The 24,483-nt window shown below is 72.0% G+C and carries 24 protein-coding genes; 8 read left to right on the top strand and 16 right to left on the bottom strand.

What is annotated here, in order from left to right:
- Positions 1 to 30: 30 nt before the first annotated feature.
- Positions 31 to 1,485, top strand: a complete 1,455-nt coding sequence (locus tag ACWEF6_RS20235; RefSeq protein WP_449684365.1) for an aldehyde dehydrogenase — start codon at positions 31 to 33, stop codon at positions 1,483 to 1,485.
- A 38-nt stretch (positions 1,486 to 1,523) separates the two neighbouring features.
- Positions 1,524 to 2,855, top strand: a complete 1,332-nt coding sequence (locus ACWEF6_RS20230) for an MDR family MFS transporter (RefSeq protein ID WP_449684364.1) — start codon at positions 1,524 to 1,526, stop codon at positions 2,853 to 2,855.
- Here the strand turns inward: ACWEF6_RS20230 and ACWEF6_RS20225 are convergent.
- The gene (locus ACWEF6_RS20225; RefSeq protein WP_449684363.1) at positions 2,813 to 3,304 is read right to left on the bottom strand and encodes a carboxymuconolactone decarboxylase family protein; all 492 of its coding nucleotides are present in this window, start codon (positions 3,302 to 3,304) and stop codon (positions 2,813 to 2,815) included. The genes ACWEF6_RS20230 and ACWEF6_RS20225 overlap by 43 nt on opposite strands.
- A gap of 163 nt (positions 3,305 to 3,467) precedes the next feature.
- Here ACWEF6_RS20225 and ACWEF6_RS20220 point away from each other — a divergent pair, with 163 nt between their 5' ends.
- Positions 3,468 to 4,073 carry a GNAT family N-acetyltransferase gene (locus tag ACWEF6_RS20220; protein ID WP_449684362.1) on the top strand — a complete coding sequence of 202 codons (606 nt, stop codon included), beginning with the start codon at positions 3,468 to 3,470 and terminating at the stop codon, positions 4,071 to 4,073.
- A 1,019-nt stretch (positions 4,074 to 5,092) separates the two neighbouring features.
- On the opposite strand, the gene ACWEF6_RS20215 is transcribed toward ACWEF6_RS20220, so the two are convergent.
- The 3 genes from ACWEF6_RS20215 to ACWEF6_RS20205 form a co-directional block, all read right to left on the bottom strand.
- Positions 5,093 to 5,746, bottom strand: coding sequence for a response regulator (locus ACWEF6_RS20215; RefSeq protein ID WP_449684361.1), 654 nt, complete (start codon positions 5,744 to 5,746; stop codon positions 5,093 to 5,095).
- A 132-nt stretch (positions 5,747 to 5,878) separates the two neighbouring features.
- Positions 5,879 to 6,544: a polysaccharide deacetylase family protein gene (locus ACWEF6_RS20210; protein ID WP_449684360.1), complete on the bottom strand. Its 666-nt coding sequence runs from the start codon at positions 6,542 to 6,544 to the stop codon at positions 5,879 to 5,881.
- Positions 6,545 to 6,546: 2 nt separating this feature from the next.
- Complete coding sequence (locus tag ACWEF6_RS20205) at positions 6,547 to 7,212, bottom strand: glycoside hydrolase family 11 protein (RefSeq protein WP_310975922.1); 666 nt, start codon at positions 7,210 to 7,212, stop codon at positions 6,547 to 6,549.
- 206 nt (positions 7,213 to 7,418) lie between these two features.
- On the opposite strand from ACWEF6_RS20205, the gene ACWEF6_RS20200 reads away from it, so the two are divergent.
- On the top strand, positions 7,419 to 7,745 hold the full coding sequence (locus ACWEF6_RS20200) for a hypothetical protein (protein ID WP_449684359.1): 327 nt from the start codon (positions 7,419 to 7,421) through the stop codon (positions 7,743 to 7,745).
- Positions 7,746 to 7,786: 41 nt separating this feature from the next.
- Here the strand turns inward: ACWEF6_RS20200 and ACWEF6_RS20195 are convergent, their stop codons facing one another.
- The gene (locus ACWEF6_RS20195; RefSeq protein WP_449684358.1) at positions 7,787 to 10,327 is read right to left on the bottom strand and encodes an ABC transporter permease; all 2,541 of its coding nucleotides are present in this window, start codon (positions 10,325 to 10,327) and stop codon (positions 7,787 to 7,789) included.
- A complete protein-coding gene (locus tag ACWEF6_RS20190) occupies positions 10,321 to 11,055 on the bottom strand; it encodes an ABC transporter ATP-binding protein (RefSeq protein ID WP_310975919.1) in 735 nt (244 codons plus the stop codon). Before ACWEF6_RS20190 ends, ACWEF6_RS20195 begins: the two co-directional genes overlap by 7 nt.
- Before the next feature lie 124 nt (positions 11,056 to 11,179).
- Between ACWEF6_RS20190 and ACWEF6_RS20185 the strand changes: the two genes are divergently transcribed.
- The 3 genes from ACWEF6_RS20185 to ACWEF6_RS20175 all read left to right on the top strand — a co-directional run bounded on the left by ACWEF6_RS20185 (position 11,180) and on the right by ACWEF6_RS20175 (position 13,292).
- The gene (locus tag ACWEF6_RS20185) at positions 11,180 to 12,379 is read left to right on the top strand and encodes a sensor histidine kinase (protein WP_449684357.1); all 1,200 of its coding nucleotides are present in this window, start codon (positions 11,180 to 11,182) and stop codon (positions 12,377 to 12,379) included.
- Positions 12,367 to 13,023, top strand: a complete 657-nt coding sequence (locus ACWEF6_RS20180; RefSeq protein ID WP_449684356.1) for a response regulator — start codon at positions 12,367 to 12,369, stop codon at positions 13,021 to 13,023. The genes ACWEF6_RS20185 and ACWEF6_RS20180 overlap by 13 nt, the downstream gene beginning before the upstream one ends.
- A gap of 71 nt (positions 13,024 to 13,094) precedes the next feature.
- Entirely contained in the window at positions 13,095 to 13,292 is a 198-nt protein-coding gene (locus ACWEF6_RS20175) for a hypothetical protein (RefSeq protein ID WP_449684355.1), read from the top strand.
- Here ACWEF6_RS20175 and ACWEF6_RS20170 read toward each other — a convergent pair.
- From ACWEF6_RS20170 to ACWEF6_RS20130, 9 genes are all read right to left on the bottom strand, one after another.
- Positions 13,265 to 14,308 carry an MFS transporter gene (locus tag ACWEF6_RS20170; RefSeq protein WP_449684424.1) on the bottom strand — a complete coding sequence of 348 codons (1,044 nt, stop codon included), beginning with the start codon at positions 14,306 to 14,308 and terminating at the stop codon, positions 13,265 to 13,267. The genes ACWEF6_RS20175 and ACWEF6_RS20170 overlap by 28 nt on opposite strands.
- 172 nt (positions 14,309 to 14,480) lie before the next feature.
- Entirely contained in the window at positions 14,481 to 14,915 is a 435-nt protein-coding gene (locus ACWEF6_RS20165; protein WP_449684354.1) for an HPF/RaiA family ribosome-associated protein, read from the bottom strand.
- Positions 14,915 to 15,481, bottom strand: coding sequence for a TetR/AcrR family transcriptional regulator (locus ACWEF6_RS20160; RefSeq protein WP_449684353.1), 567 nt, complete (start codon positions 15,479 to 15,481; stop codon positions 14,915 to 14,917). Before ACWEF6_RS20160 ends, ACWEF6_RS20165 begins: the two co-directional genes overlap by 1 nt.
- A gap of 59 nt (positions 15,482 to 15,540) precedes the next feature.
- A complete protein-coding gene (locus tag ACWEF6_RS20155) occupies positions 15,541 to 16,854 on the bottom strand; it encodes an ABC transporter substrate-binding protein (RefSeq protein WP_449684352.1) in 1,314 nt (437 codons plus the stop codon).
- A complete protein-coding gene (locus ACWEF6_RS20150) occupies positions 16,841 to 17,911 on the bottom strand; it encodes a branched-chain amino acid ABC transporter permease (RefSeq protein WP_449684351.1) in 1,071 nt (356 codons plus the stop codon). Before ACWEF6_RS20150 ends, ACWEF6_RS20155 begins: the two co-directional genes overlap by 14 nt.
- Positions 17,908 to 18,759 carry a branched-chain amino acid ABC transporter permease gene (locus ACWEF6_RS20145; RefSeq protein ID WP_449684350.1) on the bottom strand — a complete coding sequence of 284 codons (852 nt, stop codon included), beginning with the start codon at positions 18,757 to 18,759 and terminating at the stop codon, positions 17,908 to 17,910. The genes ACWEF6_RS20150 and ACWEF6_RS20145 overlap by 4 nt, the downstream gene beginning before the upstream one ends.
- 29 nt (positions 18,760 to 18,788) lie before the next feature.
- Positions 18,789 to 19,496 carry an ABC transporter ATP-binding protein gene (locus ACWEF6_RS20140; RefSeq protein ID WP_449684349.1) on the bottom strand — a complete coding sequence of 236 codons (708 nt, stop codon included), beginning with the start codon at positions 19,494 to 19,496 and terminating at the stop codon, positions 18,789 to 18,791.
- Complete coding sequence (locus ACWEF6_RS20135) at positions 19,489 to 20,280, bottom strand: ABC transporter ATP-binding protein (protein ID WP_449684348.1); 792 nt, start codon at positions 20,278 to 20,280, stop codon at positions 19,489 to 19,491. Before ACWEF6_RS20135 ends, ACWEF6_RS20140 begins: the two co-directional genes overlap by 8 nt.
- Positions 20,281 to 20,505: 225 nt before the next feature.
- On the bottom strand, positions 20,506 to 21,486 hold the full coding sequence (locus tag ACWEF6_RS20130) for an ABC transporter substrate-binding protein (RefSeq protein WP_449684347.1): 981 nt from the start codon (positions 21,484 to 21,486) through the stop codon (positions 20,506 to 20,508).
- A gap of 297 nt (positions 21,487 to 21,783) precedes the next feature.
- Between ACWEF6_RS20130 and ACWEF6_RS20125 the strand changes: the two genes are divergently transcribed.
- Positions 21,784 to 22,803, top strand: coding sequence for a Shedu anti-phage system protein SduA domain-containing protein (locus ACWEF6_RS20125; RefSeq protein ID WP_449684346.1), 1,020 nt, complete (start codon positions 21,784 to 21,786; stop codon positions 22,801 to 22,803).
- Here ACWEF6_RS20125 and ACWEF6_RS20120 read toward each other — a convergent pair.
- On the bottom strand, positions 22,800 to 24,047 hold the full coding sequence (locus ACWEF6_RS20120) for an MFS transporter (RefSeq protein WP_449684345.1): 1,248 nt from the start codon (positions 24,045 to 24,047) through the stop codon (positions 22,800 to 22,802). The genes ACWEF6_RS20125 and ACWEF6_RS20120 overlap by 4 nt on opposite strands.
- Positions 24,048 to 24,483: the final 436 nt, after the last annotated feature.

Raw genomic sequence — 24,483 nt, 5'->3', positions numbered from 1 at the left:
TGATGTGGCAGATCGACTTAGGGAGCAGCAGTGGTCACCTACCAGGACCTCTTCATCGGCGGCACGTGGACCGCCCCGAGCAGCACCGAGCTGCTGGACATCCGTTCGCCGCACGACAACTCCGTCCTCGGCCGCGCCGCGCAGGCGCTGCCCGCGGACGTCGACCGCGCCGTCGCGGCCGCCCGGAAGGCCTTCGACGAAGGCCCGTGGCCGCGCACCTCGCCCGCGGAGCGGATCGCCGTCGTCCGCAAGCTGGCCGCCCTGCGCGAGAAGCGCGCCGACGAGATCGCGGCGCTCATCTCCGCGGAGAACGGCTCGGCGCTCTGGTTCACGAAGGCCGGCCAGCCCGGCCTGACCCGGCAGGCCAACGCCTACCTGAAGGCGGCCGAGGAGTTCGGCTGGGAAGAGACCCTGGAGCCGTCGGATCCCGCCGCGCCGTTCCGGTCGGTCGTGCGCCGGGAAGCGATCGGCGTGGTCGCCGCGATCATCCCGTGGAACTCGCCGTTCTCCTCGGCGTCCGCCAAGATCATCCCGGCGCTGCTCGCCGGCAACACCGTCGTGCTGAAGGTCTCGCCGGAGAACACGCTGAGCATGAACCTGCTCGCGGAACTGCTCGCCGAGGCCGGCCTGCCCGAGGGCGTCATCAGCGTCCTGCCCGCCGACCGCGAGACCAGCGAATACCTGGTCAAGCACCCGGACGTCGACAAGATCGCCTTCACCGGGTCGACCCGCGCCGGGCGCCGCATCGCGTCGCTGGCCGGGGAGCAGCTCAAGCGGGTCAGCCTCGAGCTGGGCGGCAAGTCGGCCATGGTCATCCTGCCCGACGCCGACCTCGGCGCGGCGATCCAGGGCGTCAAGTTCGGCTCCCTGCTCAACAACGCCGAATCCTGCATCGCGCAGACGCGCATCCTCGCGCCACGCAGCCGCTACGAGGAGGTCGTCGCCGGGCTGAAGGACTTGGTCGAGTCGCTCGGTGTCGGCGACCCGGCCGACGACGGGACGTTCATCGGCCCGATGATCCGCCGTGACCAGCAGCAGCGCGTCCTGGACTACATCCGCCTCGGCGTCTCGGAAGGCGCGCGGCTGGTCACCGGCGGCCCGGACGTCCCGGCGGGGCTGGAAACGGGCAACTACGTCACGCCGACGCTGTTCGCCGACGTCGACAACTCGATGCGCATCGCGCAGGAGGAGATCTTCGGGCCGGTCCTGGTCGTGATCGCCTACGACGACGAGGACGACGCCGTCCGCATCGCCAACGACTCCGAGTACGGCCTGTCCGGCGGGGTGTGGTCGGCGGATCCGGCGCACGCGCTCGCCGTCGCCCGCCGGGTGCGGACCGGCACGGTGACGATCAACGGCGCGCCGATCGGCTTCGACGGCCCGTTCGGCGGGTTCAAGGCCAGCGGCCTCGGCCGCGAGTACGGCGCTGTCGGGCTCGGCACCTACACCGAATACAAGACGATCACCGTTCCGGCCGCGAAATGACGCTCGACACCCCCGTCAGACCCGCGGTGCGGCCGGCGATGACGGCGCTGCTCCTCGCCGTCCTGCTGGCCGCGCTCGACCAGACCATCGTCGCCACCGCCCTGCCCCGGATCGCCCGCGACCTCGGCGGGTTCCGGGACGTCGCCTGGATCACCGCGTCCTACCTGCTCGCTTCGACCGCCGCGACGCCGCTGTGGGGCAAGCTCGGCGACCTGCTGGGGCGCAAGCGCCTCTACCTCGTGGCCACCACGGCGTTCCTGATCGCGTCCGCGCTCTGCGGGCTGGCGCAGGACCTGCCCCAGCTGATCGCCGCCCGCGCCCTGCAGGGGCTGGCCGGCGGCGGCATGATCGTCCTGACGTTCGCTCTGGTCGGAGACATCGCGGCGCCCGCCGAGCGCGGGCGCCACCAAGGCCGGTTCGGCTCGGTCTACGGCGTCGCCAGCATCGCCGGACCGCTGCTCGGGGGCCTGTTCACCGACCACCTGTCGTGGCGGTGGGCGTTCCTGATCAACGTCCCTTTCGGGCTGGTGGCCGTGGTGCTCGCGGCGCGGGCGCTGCCCACGACGACCCGGCGGGCGCCCGTCCGCATCGACTACGCCGGGGCGGTGCTGCTGGCCGGGGCGGCCACGGCGCTGGTCCTGATCACCTCCTTCGGCCCACGGTGGGGCTGGACGTCCCCGGGCACGCTGGCCCTCGCGGGCGGGGCGATCGTCCTCATCGGACTGGTGGTCCCGGTCGAGCGCCGCGCGGCGGCCCCGGTGCTGCCGGTCTTCCCCTCGCGCACGGTCGTCGTGGCCGCGGCCGTCGGGTTCATCGCCAACGTGGCGATGTTCAGCGTCCTGGTCTACCTGCCGACGTACCTGCAGGTCGTGGCCGGCGTCTCGGCGACGCTGTCCGGGGTGCACCTGCTGCCGCTGGTGCTCGGGCTGGTCGTCAGCCAGTCGCTGGCCGGGCGGTGGGTCGCCGCGCCGGGCCGCGTGCGGGGCGTCCTGGTGACCGGCATGGCGCTGAACGTCGCCGGGCTGCTGTTGCTGAGCACCCTGGCGCCGGGGACGACGCAGCCGGCGCTGATCGCGTACTTCGCCATCACCGGCGTCGGGATCGGCATGGTCCCGATGGTGGCGCTGACGGCGGCGCAGAACGCGGTCCCGGCCGCCGACATCGGGGCGGCGAGCGCAGTGGTCACCTTCGCCCGGTCGATCGGGGCGGCGTTCGGGGTGGCCGTCTTCGGCAGCCTGCTCGGCGAGGACGTGGCCGGGCACATCGGGGGCGCGTTCCTCGCGCTCACGCCGGTGGTCGTGCTCGGCACCGTCCTCGCCGCGCTGGTTCAGCCCTTTTCGGCGAAAGCGGCGAACAGCCCGGGCTCGTAGGAGCCGCCCTTCTGGTGCACGATCACGGCCAGCCGGTTGGCGGCGTTGATCAGGGCGACCAGCGCGATCAGGGCGGCGACCTGCTCGTCGTCGTAGTGCTCGCGCACCCGGGCCCAGGTCTCGTCGGACACGCCTTCGGCGGCGTCGGCGAGCCGGGTGCCCTCCTCGGCCAGCGCGAGCGCGGCCCGCTCGGCCTCGGTGAAGACCGTCGACTCCCGCCAGGCGGCGACGAGCGCGAGCCGGACCGCCGACTCCCCGGCCGCGGCGGCCTCCTTGGCGTGCATGTCGAGGCACCAGCCGCAGCCGTTGATCTGGCTGGCCCGCAGGCTGACCAGCTCCCGGGTGAGCTTCGGCAGCGGCGAGCGGTCGATGACCTGGCCGAGGCTCGCGAACCGCTTGCCCAGCCGGGTGCCGGTCTCGGTGGAAAACAGGTCGAGGCGGGTGTCCATGGCTTCGTCCTCACTGTGTCGTCGGGCGGAACGACCTCAAGACACCGGCGGGGCGGAGCTTGTGACACCCCGTCCACGCGGTGGAACGGCGCGTCCAGGTTCGTCCGCCTCGACGACATGACCACGCTGTGCTGCTGGTGACCGGGCTGTACCATCACTGCCGATGAGCTGGGCGGGGTGGAAGGTGCGGTTGCGGGAGGTCCGCCCGGCGGATCACCGCACCCTGATCGGCTTCGACCGCGGCTCCGACCGCCAGATCGGCGGCTACCGCCACTGGGCGACCCACCGCGACTCGACGGGCGACGACTTCCACTTCGCGATCGAGACCCTGCACAACCGCACGCTGGTCGGCTCGATCTGGATCCAGGCCGACCCGGCCACCGGCCACTTCAGCTACGGAATCGGCATCGGCCCGCAGTACCGCCGCTGCGGGTACGCCGCCGACGCGGTCACGGTGCTGCTGGCGTACATGTTCGAGCTGCGCCGCTACCGCAAGTGCGAGGTCAGCATCAACGGCAGCAATTTCGCCTCCCTGGCGCTGCACGGAGAGCTGGGCTTCCGCGAGGAGGGCCGCCCCCGCGACACGGAGCTGCGCCGCGGCGAGGTCCGCTACCCAGTTTTGATGGGGCTGACGGCGGCAGGGTTTGCGGAGCACCAGCCGGCATTCCTGGCGGCACGCGGCCCGGTCCGCCCCTGGCGCGGACGGCACTGGCGGACGCCCCGCCGCGGACGCCACTGGCGAGCCGAGCACCTACGCCCGGCCCGCTGAGGTCGAGCGGACACCCGGGCACGCGGCACCGGCTCGGCTCGGCTCGGCGGCGCGACCGGCGACCGCCAAGCAGGGCTCCCCGCCCGGCGGCGCGACCGGCGACCGCCAGACAGGGCTCCCCGCCCAGCCGGGCAACCGGCGATCGCCGGGGCAGACCTCCCGCCCGGCGGCGCGACCGGCGATCGCCAGACAGGGCTCCCCGGCCGCCCGCGCAAGGCGGCGGCTGTCGGTTCGCCGCGCAGGCAGCCGGGACCACCCCGCCGGCGCGAGCCGCTCCGCCTCCTCCGGGGACAGCGGACGCGGCTCCGCGCTACACGCCGCCAGCAGCAGCACCGCCGCCAGTGCCGCCAGGCGCTTCCCTGCTTGACCCCGGCGTGCTCGGCCGGCAGCGCGATCGGCGGTACCGGGTAGCCGTCGAGTTCGACCGGCCCCCGGCAGGCCGCGCGCGAGGCCGGCGGCAAAGCCGAGCGCACCCCGCCGCCTGCCCGGGACTCGCCGGGCACGCCATCGTACTCGCGATCCCGTCCGTCGCGGTCGAGGTCAAGACGTTGTCCTGCAAGCAGTTCCGCTCCCCGGCGCCCGGTCCGAAGCCGCGTGGGCGACGTCGACGCCGTTGCCGGACAGCGCGTTGCCGACCAACCGGTTGCCCGACGGCGCCAGATCTTCGGCGGACGCGACGGCCATCCCGCGCCCGGATTGCCGGTGACGAGATGGCGGGCCGGCAGGTTCCGGGTGCCGCCGGCGACCGGCCGTCACCAGGCCGGTGAAATGTCCGAGTCGACCGACGCCTTGCCTGGCGGATCCACCCGGATCTCCACCGCCGGATGGTCCCGCTCCACCCGGGTCGCGCCCTAACTTCCTTTCCGTCGGAAACACCGGAAAGGAAAGCCATGAACGAAGTGCTCGGCTTCATGTTCCTCCGCTTCGCCGTCATCGGCGGCGGAATCCTGCTGCTCGTCCTGCTGCTCGGCGTGGTCGCGATCATCCTGAAGAAACTGGGCCGGTGAGCCGGGTTGCCGCTAAGCCGGGAACCCGCGGCCCAGGCCGTGCTGGACCGCGTACCGCAGGGCTTCGATCCGGTTGCGCACGCCGATCTTCGCGAAGGCGTTGTTGATGTGCGTCTTCACCGTTGCCTCGGCGATGACGAGCTCGGCCGCGATCTGGCCGTTGCTCAAGCCCGCCGCGATCAGGCCGAGGACCTCGGCCTCGCGCGCGGTCAGCCCGTCCGGCAGCCGGTCCTTCTCCGCGCCCCGGCCCGACAACGCGGACGCCACGCGGCCGGACACGCCCGCGCCGAAGGTCAGCTGGCCGGCGACCACCGCCCGGAGTGCGGCCCCGATCTCGGTGCGGCCCGCGTCCTTCGTCAGGTAGCCGCGCGCCCCCGCGGCCAGGGCGCCGGCGATCGATCCGTCGTCCGCGTACGTCGTCAGGACCAGGACGGCGACCTCGGGGTGGTCGCGGACGATCCGCTCGGTCGCTTCGGCGCCGCTCATGACCGGCATCGTGAGGTCCATCAGGACCGCGTCGATCCGGTCGAGCCGCCGCAGGAGGGCGAGTGCTTCGGCGCCGTCGGCCGCCGCGCCGGCCACCTCGACGTCGTCGAGCAGGCCCATGAGCGCGACCAGGCCTTCGCGGACGGCCTGCTGGTCGTCCACCACGACCACCCTGATCACCCGCGGCTCCCCCATGATCACCCTCCCGGCACCGGGAGGCAGGCTACCACCGGACGGCCGCCGGGGAATCCACTGTGGAGGTTCGGAGGACGGCGCGGCGGGGTGCAAGCGCCGCGCCGCCCTCCGCACGCCTCAGGCCGGGGCGACCGCCCGCCCCGTCTGCGGCGAGATCATCCCCGCGCACAGCCCGCGGCTCGCCAGCGTGCGGGCGATCTGCGGGATGGCGGAGAGGGTGTTGGCCGGCCATTCGTGCATCAGGATGACCTGGCCGTTCGTGAGCCGGGCGTTGGCCGCGACGATCGCGCTGACGCTCGCGTTGTTCCAGTCGCCCGAGTCGACGTCCCAGATGACCTGGCGGAGCCCGTACTTGGCCGCCACCGACTGGACCGTCGCGTTCGTTTCCCCGTACGGCGGGCGGAACAGCCGGGGCGTACCGCCGCCGCCGGCCGAAATCGCCTGCTGGGTGCGGGAAATCTCGGAGTCCACCTGCGCCTGGCTCTGCTGGGTCAGGTGCGGGTGCGTGTAACTGTGGTTGCCGACCCACATGCCCGCGCTCGTCTGGGCGCGGACCTGCGCCGGGTAGGCGGCCGCGTACTGGCCCTCGTTGAACATCGTCGCCCGCAAGCCGTTCTGGCGCAACGCGTTCAGGATGGCCGGGGTGTGGGCGTTCGACGGCCCGTCGTCGAACGTCAGGCCCACGTACCCGCTGCACGCGGCCGCCTGGGCCGCCGGCGTGACGGCGATGGTGCCCGCCACGGCGAGGGCCGCCGTGGCCAGGATGGTGATCGACCGGCGCATGGTCAGCCCACCGTGATGTTCGAGTTGCCGCTGCTCTGGTAGCCCTCCGTCGCCAGGATCATGTAGTAGTTGAAGCTGCCCAGCCGCATGCCGGCCCGGCCCCACGCGTCGAAGTGGTTGCCGGTGGTGATGCTGCCGCCGGTCCGCCGCTGCTGGCGCACGCTCCAGTACTGGTTGAACGTCTTGTTGCCTTCGACGGACGGCGCGTTGTAGCGGGTCGTCTGGTAGATGTCGTACGTGCCGCCGTCGCTGGTGACGGTGCCCTTGTACGTCCCGGTCGGCCGCCAGCTGCCCCAGTTGTCGACGATGTAGTACTCGACGAGCGGGTTGGACGTCCAGCCGTAGAGGGCCAGGTAGCTGTTGCCGGAGGGGTTGAAGCTGCCGGAGTAGTTCACCGTCCGGCGGCTGCCGTTGCTCCAGCCCTTGCCGGCGACGAAGTTGTTGACGTTGCTCCAATTGGTCCGGTAGTTGCCGCCGGAGGAGAGCGTCATGGAGACCGAGCCGCCGCCGGCGGTCCAGAACGAGTAGTAGTACCCGTTGTCGGTGCCCGTCCGGTTGGACGTGATGACCGTGTCGGCCCAGGCGGTTCCGGGCAGGAATGCGGCGATCAGCGCAAGGACGGCGCCGCCGGCGAACACCCTGCTGCGGCCGCGTTTCTTGGTGAGCATGCTTCCTCCTCGTCGAGGCTGGCAGGCGAGCCAGGATGGGAAAAGCATGCGAGCGATCCCGCTGGTCGGGCAATAACTTTCGGAAAGTTTCGATGATCGCGCGGGGCGTACCTCGCGTCAACCCCTAGGAATTACAGGGGGTTTGCCGCTTCCGGAAAGCGCTAGCGTGGGCACCGCACCGTTCTCGATCACCACGGGGGATTCACATGAAACGAATTGCGGCCGCGGTCGCGCTCGGAATCGTCGCGACGGCACTGCCGGTCACGGCGGGCACGGCGTCCGCGACGGAGTCGGTCACCTGCGGCAACTACTGGACGCCGGGCGCGTCCGGCCCGTCCGCACGCGATTACCACTGGGGCAACTGCGGTTCCGCCGCCACGAAGATCGAGGTGTGGGGGCTGGCCTACGGCGGCGGCGTCCGCGCCAAGCAGGGCGAGAAGTGCGTGGCCGCAGGCACTTCGGTGCTGCTCGGGCAGACGACCCAGTACCTGGTGACTTCCTTCGAAGGCGTGGACACCCACACGGCCTGCTGACACCGGGCGGGGTGAGCCGGCTCCGGCTCACCCCGCTCCCCCTATTCGCGGACGCCGATCGCGTCGATCGGCCGGGCCCGCAGCGCCACCGACGTCGCCACCCCGATCGCCACCATCCCGAGCGCGGCCGCGCCGGCGACGATTCCGAAGTAGACGGTCAGCGGACCGGCCGGGACCGGGTTGCCCCGCAACCCGAAGTTGAGCAGCGCCAGCGGGACCAGGGCCACCAGCGTGCCCAGCACGATCGCGATGCCGACCGTGGCCAGTGCTTCGAGCCGCATCATCCGGGTCACCTGGCGGCGGGTCGTGCCGACCAGCCGCAGCAGCGCGAACTCGCGGCCGCGCTGCGCGGTCGTCAGGACCAGCGTGTTGGCCACCGAAATCGCGAGGTACCCGACGATGACGCCGGCCGCGACCAGGTTCAGGTAGAACTGCGCCTGCCGCTCGCCGCCTTCCGGCGCGGTGCTGACGGACGCCGGAGCCACCACCAAACCCGGATAGGGCAACGCACTCAGCGCCGAAGCCACCGCGCCCGCGTCGGCGCCGGGCTGCCGCCGGATCAGCACCGAATCGTCCAGCCGGCCGCCGATGTGCTCGCGGGCCAGCGCGACCGGCAGCACGAAGTCGCCGAAGGCCAGGTCGTGCGTGTAGGTGGCGACCAGCCGCAGCTTCGCCGGGACGCCGTCGCCGAAGTAGAACTCGACCTCGTCGCCGAGCTTCTTCTCCAGCCAGTCCGCTTCCGCCCGGCTCAGCGCCACGGTGTTCCCGGTGAGGTCGGCGAGCCGTCCGGCGTCGACGCCCAGCTCGAGCGCGGCCCCGGCCCGGTCGCCCGCCAGGCCCTGCGCGGGGGTCCGCTGGACCTCCACGCTGTCGCCGACCGGCGTCGCGGTGATCACGGACGTGCGGACCACCGGCGTCGCCGCCGCGACCCCCGGCACCCGGCCGGCCGCCGCGGCCACCTCGGGCGAGAGCCCGCCCGGTGCGGTGAGGACGTAGTCGGCGGTCGTCGACCGCGCCGACTCCTGCTGGGCCGCCGCGGCGGTCGCGGTCGGCCCGTAGAAGGTGGCGAGCGCGAACGCCACGGCCAGCATCAGCGGGGTCACCGCCGCGGCGACGCGCCGGGCGTTGGCGTGGGCGTTCGCCCCGGCGAGGTACCCGCTGATCCGCCAGACCCGCGCGAGCACCGGGGCCAGGAACCGGGTGACCAGCCCGGTCACCTGCGGGCCGACCACGGCCAGCCCGATGACGACGACGAGGGTGGACATGGTCGAGATCGCGGCGGCGATGTCGCCGCGCAGGAACAGCGGGACGAGCGCGCCGCCGACGCCGGCCAGCACCAGGGCCCAGCCGGTGAACAGCCGGCCGCGGCCCAGCTCACGGCGGTCCACCGCGGCCTCGCCCAGCGCCTCGACGGGCCGGATCGACGACGGCCGCCGCGAGGCCGCCCAGGCCGCCAGCCGGGCCGCGCCCAGGCCGAGCAGGACCGCCGCCGCCGGCGGGAGCGGGCTGATCGCCAGCCCGAAGTCGGCCGGGATCACGCCGATCGCGGCGAACGCGTCCCGCAGGCCACCGGCGACCGCCAGGCCCAGCAGGCTGCCCAGGACGCCGGCGACGAGCGCGATCAGCGTCGTCTCGGTGCCGATCAGCTTGCGGATCTGCCGCGGGGTGGCCGCGACCGCGCGCAGCAGCGCGAACTCCCGGCGGCGCTGGTTGATGGTCAGGGCGAGGGTGCTCGCCACCACGAACACCGCGACCAGCAGCGCGAACCCCCCGAACGAGCCGGCGATGGCCAGCAGCAGCACCCGGGTCTGGCTGACGTCGAGGAACTCGATGCTGCTGCGCTCGACGCCGGTGGTCACCTCGGCGCCGCCGGCGACCGCCCGCACCCGCTCGGCGAGCGTCTCCGGCGCCACGCCGGGGTCGGCGAGGACGCCGATCACGTGCACCTGGCCGGGGCGGCCGGCCAGCTCGGCGGCCCGGCCGGGGGTGAAGAACAGGGCGGCTTGACGCGCGGTGCCGTCGACGACGCCACTCACCTTGAAGGGCACCGGCCCGGACCGGGTGGTGATCCGCACCTGGCCGCCGACGCCGACGTCGGCCCGGCGGGCGAGGCCGGCGTCCAGCACGACCTCGTCCGCGGTGGCGGGCGCGGTGCCGCCGCGCAGGGTGAACGGTGCCAGCACGGCCGCGTCCCAGTTGTGGCCCAGCGACTCGCGGTCGGCGAGCACCCGGCCGTCGCGGGTGACGACCTGCGCCGGGAAGCTCTGCTCGGCCACGGCCGCGCGCACCCCGGGGACGGCGGCGATCCGCCCGGCCAGTGCCGCCGGGACCGGCGGCTGCTCGCCGACCTGCTCGGAGGACAGGGCGTCGGCGCCGGGCGGGCGCACGGACTGGGCTCCGCCGACGACGACGGCCGCGGCGGCGTAGCGCTGGGTGGGGACGCCGGCGCGCAGGCCGGATTCCATGAGGATGCCGCAGGCGGCGACCAGGGCGGTGCCGCAGAGGATGGCGATGAAGGCGCCGGCGAACCCGCCGAGGCGGCTCCGGATCGTCTGCCAGGCGAGGTCCAGCACGCTCACCACTCCCCGAGGTGCGTCATCCGCTCCGCGACCCGCTCGGGGGTGGGGTGCGGGAGGTGGCCGGCCAGCTTGCCGTCGGCCAGGAAGAGCACGCCGTGCGCGGCGGAGGCCGCGACCGGGTCGTGGGTGACCATCAGCACGGTCTGGCCCATCTGCTCGACGATCGCGCGGAGCAGGTCCAGGACCTGCCGCCCGGTGCGGGTGTCGAGGGCGCCGGTCGGCTCGTCGGCCAGCACGACCTCGGGCCGGGTGACCAGGGCCCGCGCGATCGCGACGCGCTGCTGCTGCCCGCCGGACAGCTCGGCCGGGCGGTGCTCCAGCCGGTTCGCGATCCCGACGCCGTCGACGACCTGCCGCAGCCACTGCGGGTCCGGCTTGGTGCCGGCCAGCCGCAGCGGCAGGGTGATGTTCTGGAGCACGTTCAGCGACGGCAGCAGGTTGTAGGCCTGGAAGACGAACCCGATCCGGGTGCGCCGCAGCTCGGTCAGCTGGCGTTCCTTGAGCCGGCCGATTTCGGTGCCGCCGAGCAGCACGCGCCCCGACGTCGGCCGGTCGAGGCCGGCCGCGCAGTGCAGGAAGGTGCTCTTGCCCGAGCCCGACGGGCCCATCACGGCGGTGAACGTCCCCCGGGCCACTTCTGCCGACACGCCGTCGAGCGCGGTGACGGCGCCGTCACCGGAGCCGTACACCTTCCGGACCCCGGTCAGTTCCAGCGCATTCGCTGTGGTCATTGCGATCCCCTTCGTTCTCTCCCCAGGAAAACTAGGGCGGCGCGGACGGCGGATCGATCCTGTGGGGAGGTGGATGCGGGGTAGCGCCAGCACTACCCCGGGGGTGGGGTGGGACACTGTGGCCGTGACGACCCGCTTGCGCGAGTGCTGGTCGGCGGTTCGTTACCTCGTGGTCGGCGCCGGCACTTCGCTGCTGTCGATGTTCGCCCTCACCGGGCTGTTCGCCGTGGTCCTGCTGTGCCCGTTCGGCGTCGGGATCCCGTCGCTGGCCCCGATGATCCGGCTGTCCCGGTGGCCGGTCGGGGTGGATCGCCGCCAGGCCGCGCGCCACCTCGGCGAGCCGATCCCCGAGCCGTACCGCGACGGCTCCCCGCTGAAGGACCCGGCGACCCGCCGCGACCTCGCGTGGCTCGCCCTCCACGCGGCGACCGGGACGATCCTGGGGGTGCTGTCGTTCGGCCTGCCGGTGAGCGCGCTCCAGCAGGTCGTCTTCGCCGTCGTCTGGCCGTGGGTGCCCGGCGGCATCGAAGGCCAGCTCGGCCTGGTGGTGAACTCGTGGCCCATGGCGGGGCTGAGCGTGCTCAGCGCGGTCGCGATGGTGGCGTTGTTCCTGCTGATGCCGCGCGTCGCCCGGTGGAAGGCGGGGCTCGCGCAGCGGCTGCTGCGGCCCGCGCCCGGCGTCGTGCTGGCGGACCGGGTCGCCGAGCTGACCGCGACCCGCGCGGCGGCGCTGGAAGCCCACGGCGCCGAGCTGCGGCGCATCGAGCGTGACCTGCACGACGGCACGCAGGCCCGGATCGCGGCGGTCGTGCTGCAGCTGGGCATCGCCGGGCAGCTCTACGACCGGGACCCGGCGACCGCGCGTGACCTGCTGGTCAAGGCCCAGGACACCGCGACCGACGCGCTGGCCGAACTGCGCACGGTCGTCCGCAGCATCTACCCGCCGCTGCTGAGCGAACGCGGCCTGGCCGGGGCGGTGCGGGCGCTCGCCGAGCGCTGCCCGGTGCCCGCCGCGGTCGACGTCGAGTACGAGGCGGGCCGCCCGGCCGCGGTCGAGGCCGCGGCGTACTTCGTCGTCGCCGAGGCGCTGGCCAACGTCACCAAGCACGCCGATGCGTCCAAAGTGGACATCGCGCTCGGCGGCACGGCGTCGTTGCTGTACTTGGAAATCCGCGACGACGGCCGCGGCGGCGCGGTCGAGTCGGACGGCAGCGGGCTGGCCGGCATCCGGCGCCGCGCCGAAGCCTTCGACGGAACCCTCACCCTGACCAGCCCACCCGGTGGGCCGACCGTGCTGCGAGTGGAGCTGCCATGCGGGTCGTGATCGCGGAGGACGACGCGCTGCTGCGCGAAGGCCTCGCCCTGTTGCTGAAGACGGCGGGCATCGAACTGGCGGCGGCGGTCGACAACGCCGAGGACTTCCTGGCCTTCGTCGAGGGCGACCGGCCCGACGCGGTCGTGATGGACGTCCGCATGCCCCCGACCCACCGCGACGAAGGCCTGCGCGCGGCCGTCCGGGCCCGCGAGATCCACCCGGCGCTGCCGGTGCTGGTGCTGTCGGCCCACGTGGAGACGAGCTACGCGGTCGAGCTGCTGGCCGACGGCGTCGGCGGGGTGGGCTACCTGCTGAAGGAGCGCGTCGGCAAGGTCGAGCGGTTCCTGGACGCGCTCGAGCGGGTGGCGAAGGGCGGCACGGCGATGGACCCGGAGGTGATCGCCCAGCTGATGGCCCGCCGGCGCGCGGCCGATCCCTTGGCGGCGTTGACCGCGCGAGAGCGTGAAGTGCTGGCGCTGATGGCCGAGGGCTACAACAACGGCACCATCGCGGAGCTGCTGGTGGTCAGCGACGGCGCGGTGTTGAAGCACATCCGGAACATCTTCGCGAAGCTGGGCCTGCCCTCCGACGAGGGCGCGGGGCACCGCCGGGTGCTGGCGGTGCTGGCGTACCTCGGCCGGGATGCGGGGTAGCGCAGGCACTACCCCGCATCCGGGTGCGCACGGCATTTCCGCCGGCGCGGCCGATCTTTAGCGTTCACGGCATGAACAACGACAACGTTTCGACGCGTCCCTCGACCCCGGTCCTGCTGTGGCTGGTGCTGGTGATCAGTGCCACGGTCAACGCCGGCGGCCTGCTCGTGGGGCTGGATCTGCTACCTCGGACGATCGCCGGCGGCATCGCGGTCGCGGCGATCGCGGGCCTGGTCACCCACTACGTCCGGCGGCGCAGGCAGACGTAGGTCGCGAGCGCCGCCGCCACCAGCGCCGCCGCGGGCCAGAAGGGGTTCGCCACCGCCCCGGCCAGCACGGGGCCGGCCGTGGCCCCGACGTTGAGCGCAGCGGTCGCGTAGGACCCCTTCATCGTCGGAGCGCCCTCCGCCAGCCGCAGGATCCGGGCGATCACCGTGCCCCCGACCGCGAACGACAACGCACCTTGCGTGAACGCGAGCGTGACGAGCACCGCCGGGACCTGCCCGGCCAGGGCCGCCGCGAGCCACCCGGCGAGCAGCAGCGGCCCACCGATCAGAACCACCCGTGCGGGCCACCGGTCGGCGAGCCGCCCGGCCGCGGTGATCCCGGCGAAGCACCCCACACCGAACGCACCGAGCACCACCGGCACCGGAGCGACACCCGCGGCCACCGGCGCCAGGTAGGTGAAGACCCCGAACGTGGCCGCGTTCACCAGCGCCGCGACGGCGAGCACCCCGGCCAGCGGTCGCAACTCCGCCAGCTCGGCCCGCAACCCGACCGGCCGCTCGCCCGCCGCGGTGTCCGGGATCCACCACACCGCCGCGAACGCGGGCAGGCACAGCGCGGCCACCGCCCAGAACGCCGACCGCCAGCCGAACGCCGCATCCAGCAGCGCTCCACCGGGCACTCCGGCGACGCACGCCACCGTCGTGCCGCTCAGCAGGACGGCGAGCGCGCGGCCGGGGCGCGCGAACCCGGTCGCCGCGGTCAGGGCCACGGCGAGGAATCCCGCGTTCGCCACCGCGGCCAGCACCCGCGTCGCGAGCAGGACGGCGAACGACGTCGTCAGCCCGCCCACGACGTGGGTCAGCGCGAAGAGCGCCAGGAAGCCCAGCAACGCCGTCCGCCGCCGCCAGGACCGGGACAGGGCCGCCATCAGCGGCGCGCCGGCGACCATCCCGGCGGCGAAGGCGGAGGTCAGGTACCCCGCCTGCGCCGCCGGGACGGCGAAGGCGGCGGCGATGCCGGGCACCAGCCCGGCCAGCATGAATTCGGACGTGCCCATGGCGAACACGGCCAGGGCGAGGAGGTACAGGGGCACGGAAGCTCCAGGAGATCACGAGATCGGCAGGACGATTTCGTGGTCACCCGGCAACCCGGGAACGGGGAGTTATCGGGCCGCCGGGAAGACCGGCAGCCCGGTCCTGGACGCTTCGGGGCTCGACACGGCTTCGAGACTAGCCGATCACGGGGTCTTCCGGCGCGGGCATGTGCCGGATGCTGTCACTGCCCTTGTGGTCGTGGGCGCGTTCGTACCGGGACTCCAACGCGCGCACCAGCTTGTGCGTCGCCCCGGCGTAGGCGTCGTCCACGGTGGCCGCGTGATGGGTGACCGCCACCGGCTGCTTGCCGCTGGGCCGGGCCTCGATCACGCACTTCTTGTCCTCCGTCTCGGCGCCCCCGTCTTCGCTGAGGTGCACCTCCACCCGGGTCAGCCACCCGCCGAACCGGGACAGGCCCTGTTCCAGGTCGGTGGTCACGTAGGCGGCCAGCCGTTCGCCACCGTGGATGTTGTGGTCGGTGTTGACCTGGATCTGCACGAGCACCCTCCTCGGCGAGACAGCGATGATCCCGATCAATACCACGGCGGCGGCGAAGTCAAACCGGTCCACTATGGACGGAGGCTGCGCAGCATCAGGTCCGCGAAGTGCTTCCCCACCTGCTCCCCCGACAGCTCGCCCTCCGGGTGGTACCACATCCCCAGCCGGTGGATGGCGCCGAAGTGGTAGTTGATCACCAGGTCGGCCGGGACGTCCGCGCGGAAGACCCCGGACTGCTGCCCCTCGGCGACCAGGTCGCGGACTCGCTCGTGGTACGTCCGCCGCTCCGCCCGCACCTGGACCTGCTTGGACTTCTCCAGCAGCGGGAACGACTGGAAGAACACCGTCGCCGCGTCGAGGTCGGCGATGCTGGTGACCACGACGTCGGCGATGATCGCGTGCAGCCGCTCGGGCAGCGGCAGGTCCGACTCGGCGATCGTCACCATCCGCCGCGTCTGCATCCGCAGCATCGCCGCGTAGATCTCGAAGAGCAGGTCGTCCTTGGACTCGAAGTAGTGGTACAGCCCGCCCTTGGTGACGCCGGCTTCCTCGACGATCTCGCGGACCGTCGTCGCCTCGAAGCCCTTCTCGGCGAACAGCCGCACCGCCGCCCGCACGACCTTCTCCCTGACACTCATGTCGCCACCCTATGTGAGCGGACGGGCCGGCCCGTGGCGCCCACGAGCCGGCCCGGACGTCACTTGCTCACCAGGTTGACCTGCTCGGGAGTGGCCCGCTCACCGGAGTACGGCGAGATCGCGCCCGTCCCCCGGTCGGTGACGGCCGGTGGCTGGAGCACCGTCGTCGTGGTGTCCGGGTTGATCTTGAAGACGTACGCGCCCGTGTAGCCGGCGTGCGAGTCCTTCGAGAACCCGAACGGGGTCAGGCCCGGCCCCTTCAGCGCGCCGGAGCTCATCGCGTCGACGACCTTCTGCCGCGTCGGGTCCGGCCCGGCCGCCTTCAGCGCCTGCCCGAACGTGTAGGCCTGCACCATCCCGAACAGCACCGTGTTGGTGAACGGCTCCTTCGCGATGTACTTGTCGTGGATGCCCTTGAAGTAGGCGACCCAGGGGTCCGAGGTTTGGGCGACGTCGGGCAGGTACCCGGTACCGATCAGGCCGGCCAGCAGCTGCCCGCTCGAGACACTGGCGCCGCCGCGCTTGGCGAAGTCCTGCAACAGCCCGGAAAGCGTCGCCGGGTCCGCGCCGATGCTGCTGACCACGAACTGCGGCTTGTACCCGATCTTCGCCGCGGCCAGGATCGACAGCGCGGTGAACGCCGGGATGCACGCGCAGACCACCACCTCGGCCCCGGCCGCCTTGAGCGCCGACAGCTGCGGCGTGACGTCGGTGTTCGCGCTGTCGTAGCCCTGTTTGGCGACGACCTGGTCCTTGACGAACTGGTCGAGCCCGGCCTGGGTGTCGCGGCCGACGTCGTCGTTCTGCGTGAAGTAGCCGACCTTCTTGCCCGCGAAGGTGTCCTTGACGTACTTGCCCTGGATCTTGCCTTCCCGGGTGTAGTCCACCTGGTACCCGAAGGTCATCGGCGCCTTCTGCGGGTTGTCCCAGGCGAGCGCGCCCGAGGACACCAGCAGGTCCGGGACGCCTTCGGAGTTCAGGTACTCGACGACCTTCGAGTGCGTCGGCGTCCCCAGGCCCCCGACGATCGCGAAGACCTTGTCCTGCAGCACGAGCTTCTTGACGACCTCGACGGTCTTCGTCGGGTTGTAGCCGTCGTCCTCGACCTTGTAGTCGATCTTGCGGCCGTTGATCCCGCCGGCGTCGTTGATCGCCTGGTAGACCGCGCGGGCCCCGACGGAGATCTTGCTGTACCCGGGCGCGGCCGGGCCGGTGAGCGGCTGGTGCGTGCCGATGACAACGGCGTCCTTCGTCACGCCGACCGCCGAATCGGCGGCCTGCTGCCCGCCGCCGTCGCTCTCCCCCGCGCCGCCGCACGCGGTCAGCGTCAGGGCGAGGGCGAGGAACCCCGCGCCGTACCTAGTGGTTCTCATGGTTCTCCTTCTTTTCGGCGGGTCGACGGAGAAGCCCGCGCAGCTTCTGGAAACCGCCCTGGATGCCACGCGGGAAGGCGAGCACGACGACGATGAGGATCACGCCGTACACCGCGAGCGGGAGGTTGTTGGCCACGTCGGTGTTCAGGTGCAGGACGTCGGCGAGGTCCTCGGACCAGGCCTGGAAGTACACGAGCGCGACCGCGCCCCACAGCGCGCCCCACAGGGACCCGAGCCCGCCCAGCACCACCGCGGCCAGCAGGCTCAGCGACAGCGCGGGCGTGAACGAGCCGGGCGCGGCGGTGCCCAGCAGGAACGCCTGCAGGCCACCGGCGAGCCCACCGCACACCGCGCTGATCAGGAACGCGAGGATCTTCGTGCGCCCGACGGCGATCCCGCTCAGCGCGGCGGCGACCTCGTCGTCCCGGACCGCGCGGAAGTCCCGGCCGAGCCGGCCGCGGACGACGTTCACCACCAGGACCAGCGCGAGCAGCACGCTGAGCCAGACGATCCAGGTCTGCCAGCGCAGTTCCGGGACACCGACCCCGGCCGGTCTGCTGTGGACGGTGAAGTTCAGCCCGTTGCTGCCGCCCAGGAAGTCGGGGAACTTCCGGGTCAGCGCGGGCAGGCCGACGGCCAGCGCCAGGGTCGCCCCGGCGAGGTACGGGCCGCGCAGCCGGGCCGCCGCCGCGCCGGCCAGCAGCCCGGCGAGCCCGCCGGCGGCCGAAGCCAGCAGCAGGTCGGCCCACAGCGGGAACGACGGCACGTGCTTCACCAGCAGCGCCACCGTGTAGGCACCGATGAACATGAACGCGCCGTGGCCCAGCGACACCTGGCCGGTGAGGCCGGTCAGCAGGGTCAGCCCGGCCACCGCGACCAGGTAGTACCCGATGGTCGCGAGGCGCAGGTTGGTGAACTCGTCGGTGACCAGGGTCAGCAGCACCACCACCGCGAACGCGCCCAGCGCGGCGAGGGCGTGGACGAGCAGCGGCGGCATCGTCCGGCGTTGCTTCGCCGGGGCCACCAGGACCTCGGGTGGTTCGGTGCGCACGCTCATACCCGCCTCACCTTGGCCCGGCCGAACAGCCCGTTGGGCCGCAGCGTCAGCACGACCACCAGGATGGCGAGCGCGGCGATCGTCACCATCTCCGGTCCGAAGTAGCCGGACACATAGGACAGTCCGACGCCGAGGACGAACCCGCCGGCGATGGTGCCCAAGGGGTTGTCGAGGCCGCCGAGCACGGCCGCGGTGAGCGCGTAGACGAAGACGCCGTCCAGCACGTTCGGGAAGAGGAACGGCGGGGTGGCGAGCAGCCCGGCCAGGGAGCCGACGGCCGCGGCCAGTCCCCAGCCGGCGGTGAGCATCAGCCCGACCCGGACGCCGAGGGTGCGCGCCACTTCGGGGGCGAACGCGGCCGCCCGCATCCGCAGGCCCAGCGGCGTGTACTTGAACACCACCAGCACCAGCGCGGCGATGGCGACGACGATCAGCACCACGAACAGGTCGTTGGCGGAGAACCGGCCGCGGAAGTCGAAGGCGTACGGGAACGCCAGCGGCTCGTTGGACCAGATCATGCCCGCGACCGCCTGCAGCACCAGCAGCAGCCCGAGGGTGACGATGATCGAGCTGAGCTCGGAGCGGTGCCGCAGCGGCCGGATGAGCAGCCGTTCGGTGGCGACGCCCAGCAGCGTCCCGGCGACGATCGCGACGGCGAACCCGAGCCAGTAGCTGCCGGTCGCCTTCGTCACCGAGTAGGCGAGGTAGGTGGAGATCAGGGCGAGAGCGGGTTGCGCGAAGTTCACCACCCGGGTGGCCCGGTAGATGATGACCAGGGCGAGCCCGAGCGCCGCGTACACCGCGCCGGCCGAGATCCCGCCGAGGGTCAGGTCGAAGAAGTCCTGCATACCGGACCGTTCACCTCCAATTAGGACGGTCAGAAACCCAGGTAGGCGTGGCGGAGGCCGTCGTCGGCCAGCAGTTCCGCCGCGGTGTCGACGGCCACGACCCGGCCGAGCGCGAGGACGTACCCCCGGTCGGCGATGGACAGGGCGGAGTGCGCGTTCTGCTCGACGAGCACGACGGTGAGCCCGGTGGAGGCCCGCAGGTCGCGCAGGATGCCCATGATCCGGGCGGTGATGAGCGGCGCGAGGCCGAGCGAAGGTTCGTCGAGCAGCAGCAGCGACGGCCGGCTCATCAGGGCCCGGCCGATGGCGAGCATCTGCCGTTCGCCGCCGGAGAGCGTCGAGGCGGGTTTCGCCGAACGTTCTTCCAGGGCCGGGAAAAGCTCGTACATCTCCCGGCGGGCGGCGGCCCGGTCGGCGCGGTCCCGCCGCCACAGCGCGCCCAGCCGGAGGTTCTCGTCGACGGTCAGCTCGGTGATGACGCCGCCGCCTTCGGGCACGTGCGCCACGCCGCCGCGGGCGATCCGGTCCGGTGCCAGCCCGGTGAGGTCCTTCTTGTCCCAGGCGATCCGGCCGCTGCGGGCGGGGTGCAGGCCGCTGATGGTGCGCAGCAGGGTGGTCTTCCCGGCGCCGTTCGCGCCGAGCACGGCGGTGATCCCGCCGCGTTCGACGGTGATGCCGACGCCGTCGAGCGCGCGGACCGCGCCGTAGGCCACGGACAGCTCTTCGATCTCAAGCACCGGACGCCTCCTCGGCGGGGTCGCCGAGGTAGGCCTCGGCCACGCGGGGATCGGCCTGGATCCGCGCCGGCGGGCCGGTCGCGATCACCTCGCCGAAGTTCAGCACCACCACCTGGTCGCAGACCTGCATGACCAGGTCCATGTGGTGTTCCACCAGCACCACCGCCATCTGCCGCCGCAGCGAGAGGATCAACGTCGAGAGCTCGACGAGCTCGGCGGACGACAGCCCGCTCGCGGGCTCGTCGAGCAGCAGCAGGTCGGGCTCGGCCACCAGGGCCCGCGCGAGCGCCACCCGTTTCCGCACGCCGTAGGGCAGCACGCCGGGCAGCCGGCCGGCGAGGTCGGCGATCCCGAGTTCGCCCAGGGTCTCCCGGGCCCGCCCGGCCAGCTCGGCTTCGTCGCGGGCCGAGCGGCCGGCGCCGACGAGGGCGGGGAACGCGCCGGTGCGGGCGTGGCGGCCCGCGCCGGCCATCACGTTCTCCAGGACCGTCAGGCCGGGGAAGAGCCCGAGGCCTTGGAGCGTCCGGACGATCCCGAGCCGCGCGAGGTGCTCCGGGCGGTGCCGGACGAGCGGGCGCCCCCGCCACAGCACCCGGCCCGCCTGGGGCCGGACGAAGCCGCAGACGACGTTGAACAGCGTCGTCTTGCCCGCGCCGTTGGGCCCGATGACCCCGACGACGGTGCCGGCGTCGACGCTGAGGTGGACGTCGTGCAGGGCGGTAAGACCGCCGAACCGCACGGTGAGGCCGTCGACCACGAGCAGGTCTTCGCCGGGAAGCGCCATCGATGACTCTCCTATCCCACCATGTGGACAACGTCGTACCGCGCGGTCGGTATGAAGAGACTGGGCTGCGGCGGCGGTCGTGTCAAGGTGCGAATCACCGAAACCGGACGGGCGCCCGGTGGTCTGAAAATTTCGGGATAGCGGCCGTTGCGGAAACCCTCGGCCACATACAAAAGAGGGCGGATGCGCGATGCGCACCCGCCCTCTTCGCGACCGGTCGCCGGCTCAGCCGGTGCCGGTCTGCGGGGCGATCATCGAAGAGGCGTCGAGCTTCGTCTGGACCACGCCCAGCTGCTGCAGCAAGTCCGGCACCCGCTGGATGCGGCGGGCGTCCAGGCTCGACCCGAAGGCCGGCATCACCATCAGGCTGGCGATGTCCTGGTCGACCTTGGCGTTGCGGACGACCAGCGGTTCGATCCGGGCCCGGTCGACGGCGGCGCGGGTCGCGTTGAGCATCGCGCGCTGGAACGCCCGCATCGTCTTCGGGTGGTCCTGGACCCACTTGGCGGTGGCGCCGTAGCCGGTGAGCGGGAAGTTCTGGGTGCTGCCGCTGGCGGCGTCGATGACCGGGAACGCACCCGCGGTCCGGGCGGCCTGGGTGAGGAACGGTTCCGGCTGGTAGGCCGCGTCAACCTTCCCCTGCGCCAGCGCGCCGCTCATCTCCGACAGCGGCATCGGCACCCACTGCACCTTGCCGGGGTCGACGCCGTGGTCGCGCATCACCGACCGGGTCAGCACGTCCGAGGCGGCGTTCTTCGAACTGATGGCGATCCGCTTGCCCTGAAGGTCGGTCACCGTCTTGACCGGCGAGTTCGGCACGGTGACGACCTCGTTGCTGCGCGGGCTCGCCGACGTCCCGTCGGTCACCAGCTTCACGTCGGCGGCGCCGCTGCTCTTGGCCAGGAAGAACAGGGTGTAGGTGGACAGCGCGAGGTCGTCCTGGCCGCTCGTCATCCGGCTGAGCGTCTCCTGCCCGCTGGCGCCGACGTCGGTCTGCACCTCGAGGCCCTCGGCCTTGAAGTACCCGCCCTCCTGGGCCAGCCAGAGCGGCGCGAGGTCGACGGTGGTGAGGATCGCGACCCGGATCGACGGCTTTTCGACGTCACCGGCGGCGGAGGAGCTCTTGAGCTGGCTGCACCCGGTCAGCAGGACGGCGAAGGCCAGGGCGAGCACGGCGAGCCGGCGTGTCGAGGCGCGATGAAGCATGCCACTCCTCGGAGAGAATTATGGGGACCACGGAATACGGCTCGTTCGGCCGTGATCAGCCGGACTGTAGATGACGATTTCCCGGGCCGCAAATACGTTGCCGAGAAATATGCCCCGCCAGGTTCACGCGAAAGAGTGACAAGAAGGCGAACGGGTAACCTACTGACAGGACGGTCAGGAGGGCCGGAAAGAAACCGACGTCACGCGGCCGGGTTTCGTGATCTTGCCACTGCAGGTAGTGACCTCGGGTTGCGCTGATCGTCGTAACGCCACCGAGTGGCGGCGCGACTGCCTGGCGTGACCTCCTCACCCGGCGAACCGGATCCCGCCGACGAGTTGATCAGGCGGATCGAAGAATCGACACCCCCCGGCTACCGGCACGTCGAATCCACGGTCGTCCACCGGGGCGAAAACGTCTACAAAACCGCGACGCTCTATTATGTACCGGAACAAAGCGGCGACGGGCAGCTGATCCTGGTGGTCAATTCCTGGACACCGCGCCCCGATTTCTCCGGGTTCGACCTGCGGCCGGGCGCGAGCGGGTGGACGTGCGAGGACGCCGACATCGCCGAACTGCACCGGTTCCTCTCGGGCCGTTTCGAGCCCGCCGAGCCGGACGCCCCGCTCGCGGCCGTCATCCGGAAGGTCCAGACGGGCGAAGCGGACGCGGGCCAATTGGCCCAATTGGCGGAAGCGCTGGCGGACGCCCCGAACGGGGCCGGAATCCTGGCCGCGCACGGCGCCGGGCAGGTGCTGCTCGACGGCATCCAGGCCGCGAAGCAGCGGGACGTCATCACGGCGCTTTCCGAAGTCGTCCGGGATCCGGCGGCCAAGGAGAACGAATTCCAGAAGATCCTCGAGGAAAGCTGGTGGATGTTCGGCGGAAAGTTCGTCGACAAGGCGAAGCGACGGCACCTGACGGTGATGACCCAGCTGGACGTCCCCCTGATCCGCGCCGACGGCGCACTCCACGTCGTCGAACTGAAACGGGCCTGCGTCCCGGATCTGGTCATCCCCCACCGGAACTACTTCGTCGTCGGCCCCGAAGTGAACAAGGCGGTCGGCCAGAGCATCAACTACCTGCGCGAATTCGACGAAGAACGCACCACGATCAAGGAGAAGCTCGGCATCGAATGCCGCCGCGCGTTCGCCACGGTGGTCATCGGCGACCCGCAGCACGTGCCGGACCCCAAGGCGCGCGAGCAGGTCCCCGACACGCTCCGGACGTACAACGCCCACCTCGGGCGCGTCGAGGTGATCACCTACGCCGACCTCATCCAGGGCGCGGAGAAGGCACTGGAACTGGCACCGGGCTAACCGTTCGCAACGGCCTCGGCGGGGATCGAGAAGCGGCGCAGGCCGGGCGTCACCGCACCGACGAGCACCACCGCCAGCACGCCCAGCACCCCACCGCTGACCAGCGCAAAGGTGCCCGAAACGGCACTGGCGACGAGCCCACCGCGCAGGTTGCCGACATCCGGACCGGCCTGCCCGACGATCTGCTCGGCGGCCGCAACCCGGCCGAGCAGCGCGTCCGGCGTGGCCAGCTGGACGAGCGCACTGCGCGAAACCACCGACACCGTGTCGGCCGCCCCGGCGAGGACGAGGCAGGCGAGCCCGAGCCACCGGTCCGGCGCCAGCCCGAACCCGGTCAGCGCGGCACCCCAGAGGGCGGATCCGGCGAGCATCACCCGGCCGGGCCGAGGCAGCCGCGTGAAGGTCCCGGAGAAGACGGACGCCACAACCCCGCCGACCGCGACGGCCGACAGGAACAGGCCGAGCGTCCGCGGATCGCCGGCGAAGCGTTCGGCGTTGACGAGCGGGAACAGGCTGATCGGCATGGACAGGACGGTGGCGGCGAGATCGGTGAGCAGCGCCCCGCGAACAACGGGCGTCCGCACGAGGAAGGCAAGCCCATCGACCACCCCCCGAAGCCCCGGCCGCGACGGCTCGCCATCGGGCCGCATCGCGGGGAGGCCGAAGACGCCGTAGAAGGCCAGGCCGAAGGTGAGAGCGTCGACGACGTAGCAGCCACCGACACCGGCCCACCCGAGAACGAGCCCGCCGAGCGCGGGGCCGAGCAGCATGGCGCTTTGAAAGGCAATCCGGTCCAGAGCCAGCCCGGCGGCCAGTTGACCGGGCGGCAGCAGCCGCGGGACGAAGGTCCGAGCGGCCGGCCCACCACAGGCGACAAAGCACGACTGGGCGGCGACCAGTACCAGCACCGCAACAACCGGAACGTCCCCCAGAAACCCTTGCACGGCAAGGAGAATGGAGCAGACGGCCTGCCCGGTGGTGGCAACGAGGGCAACCTTCCGCCGATCAACCCGGTCCACAAGCGACCCGCTGAACAGACCGAAGACGACAATGGGCAGAGCTTGCGCAAGCCCCACGGCCCCGGTCCACAGGGTGCTCCGAGTCAGTTCCCAGACCTGGAACATGACGGCAACAAGGGTCATCTGCGAGCCAAAGCCGGAGAAGACCTGCCCCAGCCAAAGCCGCCGAAAGGGCGGCGAGGTACGGAGCGGACCGAGGTCGACAAAGGCGCGGGCCAGAGACACGGGGAGATTGTAACAGTGCTTATACATGACGGGTGAGCAGCAGGAAGCTTGTCATCGGAGGAGCTGGGTGGTCATCCCGTCGCCTGAGGCCGTGAAAATCGCTTTGAGCCGGGCCCGCAACCCACAGCGCAGAGCGGGCCGACGACGCAAGCTTGCGGGCCCGGCTCAAAGTGATAGGCCTCGTTCAGGCGACGGGATGGCCACCCGGCGGCCCACCTCCCCAACGCTGGCCAGCAGCGCGAAGGGGTGGTCATCCCAGAGCCTGCCTGTCCGGCGAGGACGCTTTTTCCTTCGCTGCCGCGGCAGAGATCTTTCTGCCGCGGCTGGGGCGGGTCCGACCTCCCCCGCCCCTCCGGTGGGAGTCTCAGTCGGCGGCCGGGTGTGTCAAGGCGGGAGATCGGAAGAGCGACGTGTCGGGAAATAGTGTTTATCGAGA

The sequence above is a fragment of the Amycolatopsis sp. NPDC004772 genome (genome assembly GCF_053601215.1).
This window is presented reverse-complemented; position numbering and strand designations above follow the sequence as displayed.

Bases quoted from the DNA above. Each gene is read 5' to 3' on its own strand.
- ACWEF6_RS20145 (WP_449684350.1), bottom strand. From the start codon at position 18,759: ATGCAGGACTTCTTCGACCTGACCCTCGGCGGGATCTCGGCCGGCGCG.
- ACWEF6_RS20210 (WP_449684360.1), bottom strand. From the start codon at position 6,544: ATGCGCCGGTCGATCACCATCCTGGCCACGGCGGCCCTCGCCGTGGCG.
- ACWEF6_RS20155 (WP_449684352.1), bottom strand. From the start codon at position 16,854: ATGAGAACCACTAGGTACGGCGCGGGGTTCCTCGCCCTCGCCCTGACG.
- ACWEF6_RS20150 (WP_449684351.1), bottom strand. From the start codon at position 17,911: ATGAGCGTGCGCACCGAACCACCCGAGGTCCTGGTGGCCCCGGCGAAG.
- ACWEF6_RS20230 (WP_449684364.1), top strand. From the start codon at position 1,524: ATGACGGCGCTGCTCCTCGCCGTCCTGCTGGCCGCGCTCGACCAGACC.
- ACWEF6_RS20170 (WP_449684424.1), bottom strand. From the start codon at position 14,308: ATGGGCACGTCCGAATTCATGCTGGCCGGGCTGGTGCCCGGCATCGCC.
- ACWEF6_RS20225 (WP_449684363.1), bottom strand. From the start codon at position 3,304: ATGGACACCCGCCTCGACCTGTTTTCCACCGAGACCGGCACCCGGCTG.
- ACWEF6_RS20190 (WP_310975919.1), bottom strand. From the start codon at position 11,055: ATGACCACAGCGAATGCGCTGGAACTGACCGGGGTCCGGAAGGTGTAC.
- ACWEF6_RS20175 (WP_449684355.1), top strand. From the start codon at position 13,095: ATGAACAACGACAACGTTTCGACGCGTCCCTCGACCCCGGTCCTGCTG.
- ACWEF6_RS20130 (WP_449684347.1), bottom strand. From the start codon at position 21,486: ATGCTTCATCGCGCCTCGACACGCCGGCTCGCCGTGCTCGCCCTGGCC.
- ACWEF6_RS20200 (WP_449684359.1), top strand. From the start codon at position 7,419: ATGAAACGAATTGCGGCCGCGGTCGCGCTCGGAATCGTCGCGACGGCA.
- ACWEF6_RS20180 (WP_449684356.1), top strand. From the start codon at position 12,367: ATGCGGGTCGTGATCGCGGAGGACGACGCGCTGCTGCGCGAAGGCCTC.
- ACWEF6_RS20160 (WP_449684353.1), bottom strand. From the start codon at position 15,481: ATGAGTGTCAGGGAGAAGGTCGTGCGGGCGGCGGTGCGGCTGTTCGCC.
- ACWEF6_RS20220 (WP_449684362.1), top strand. From the start codon at position 3,468: ATGAGCTGGGCGGGGTGGAAGGTGCGGTTGCGGGAGGTCCGCCCGGCG.
- ACWEF6_RS20205 (WP_310975922.1), bottom strand. From the start codon at position 7,212: ATGCTCACCAAGAAACGCGGCCGCAGCAGGGTGTTCGCCGGCGGCGCC.
- ACWEF6_RS20135 (WP_449684348.1), bottom strand. From the start codon at position 20,280: ATGGCGCTTCCCGGCGAAGACCTGCTCGTGGTCGACGGCCTCACCGTG.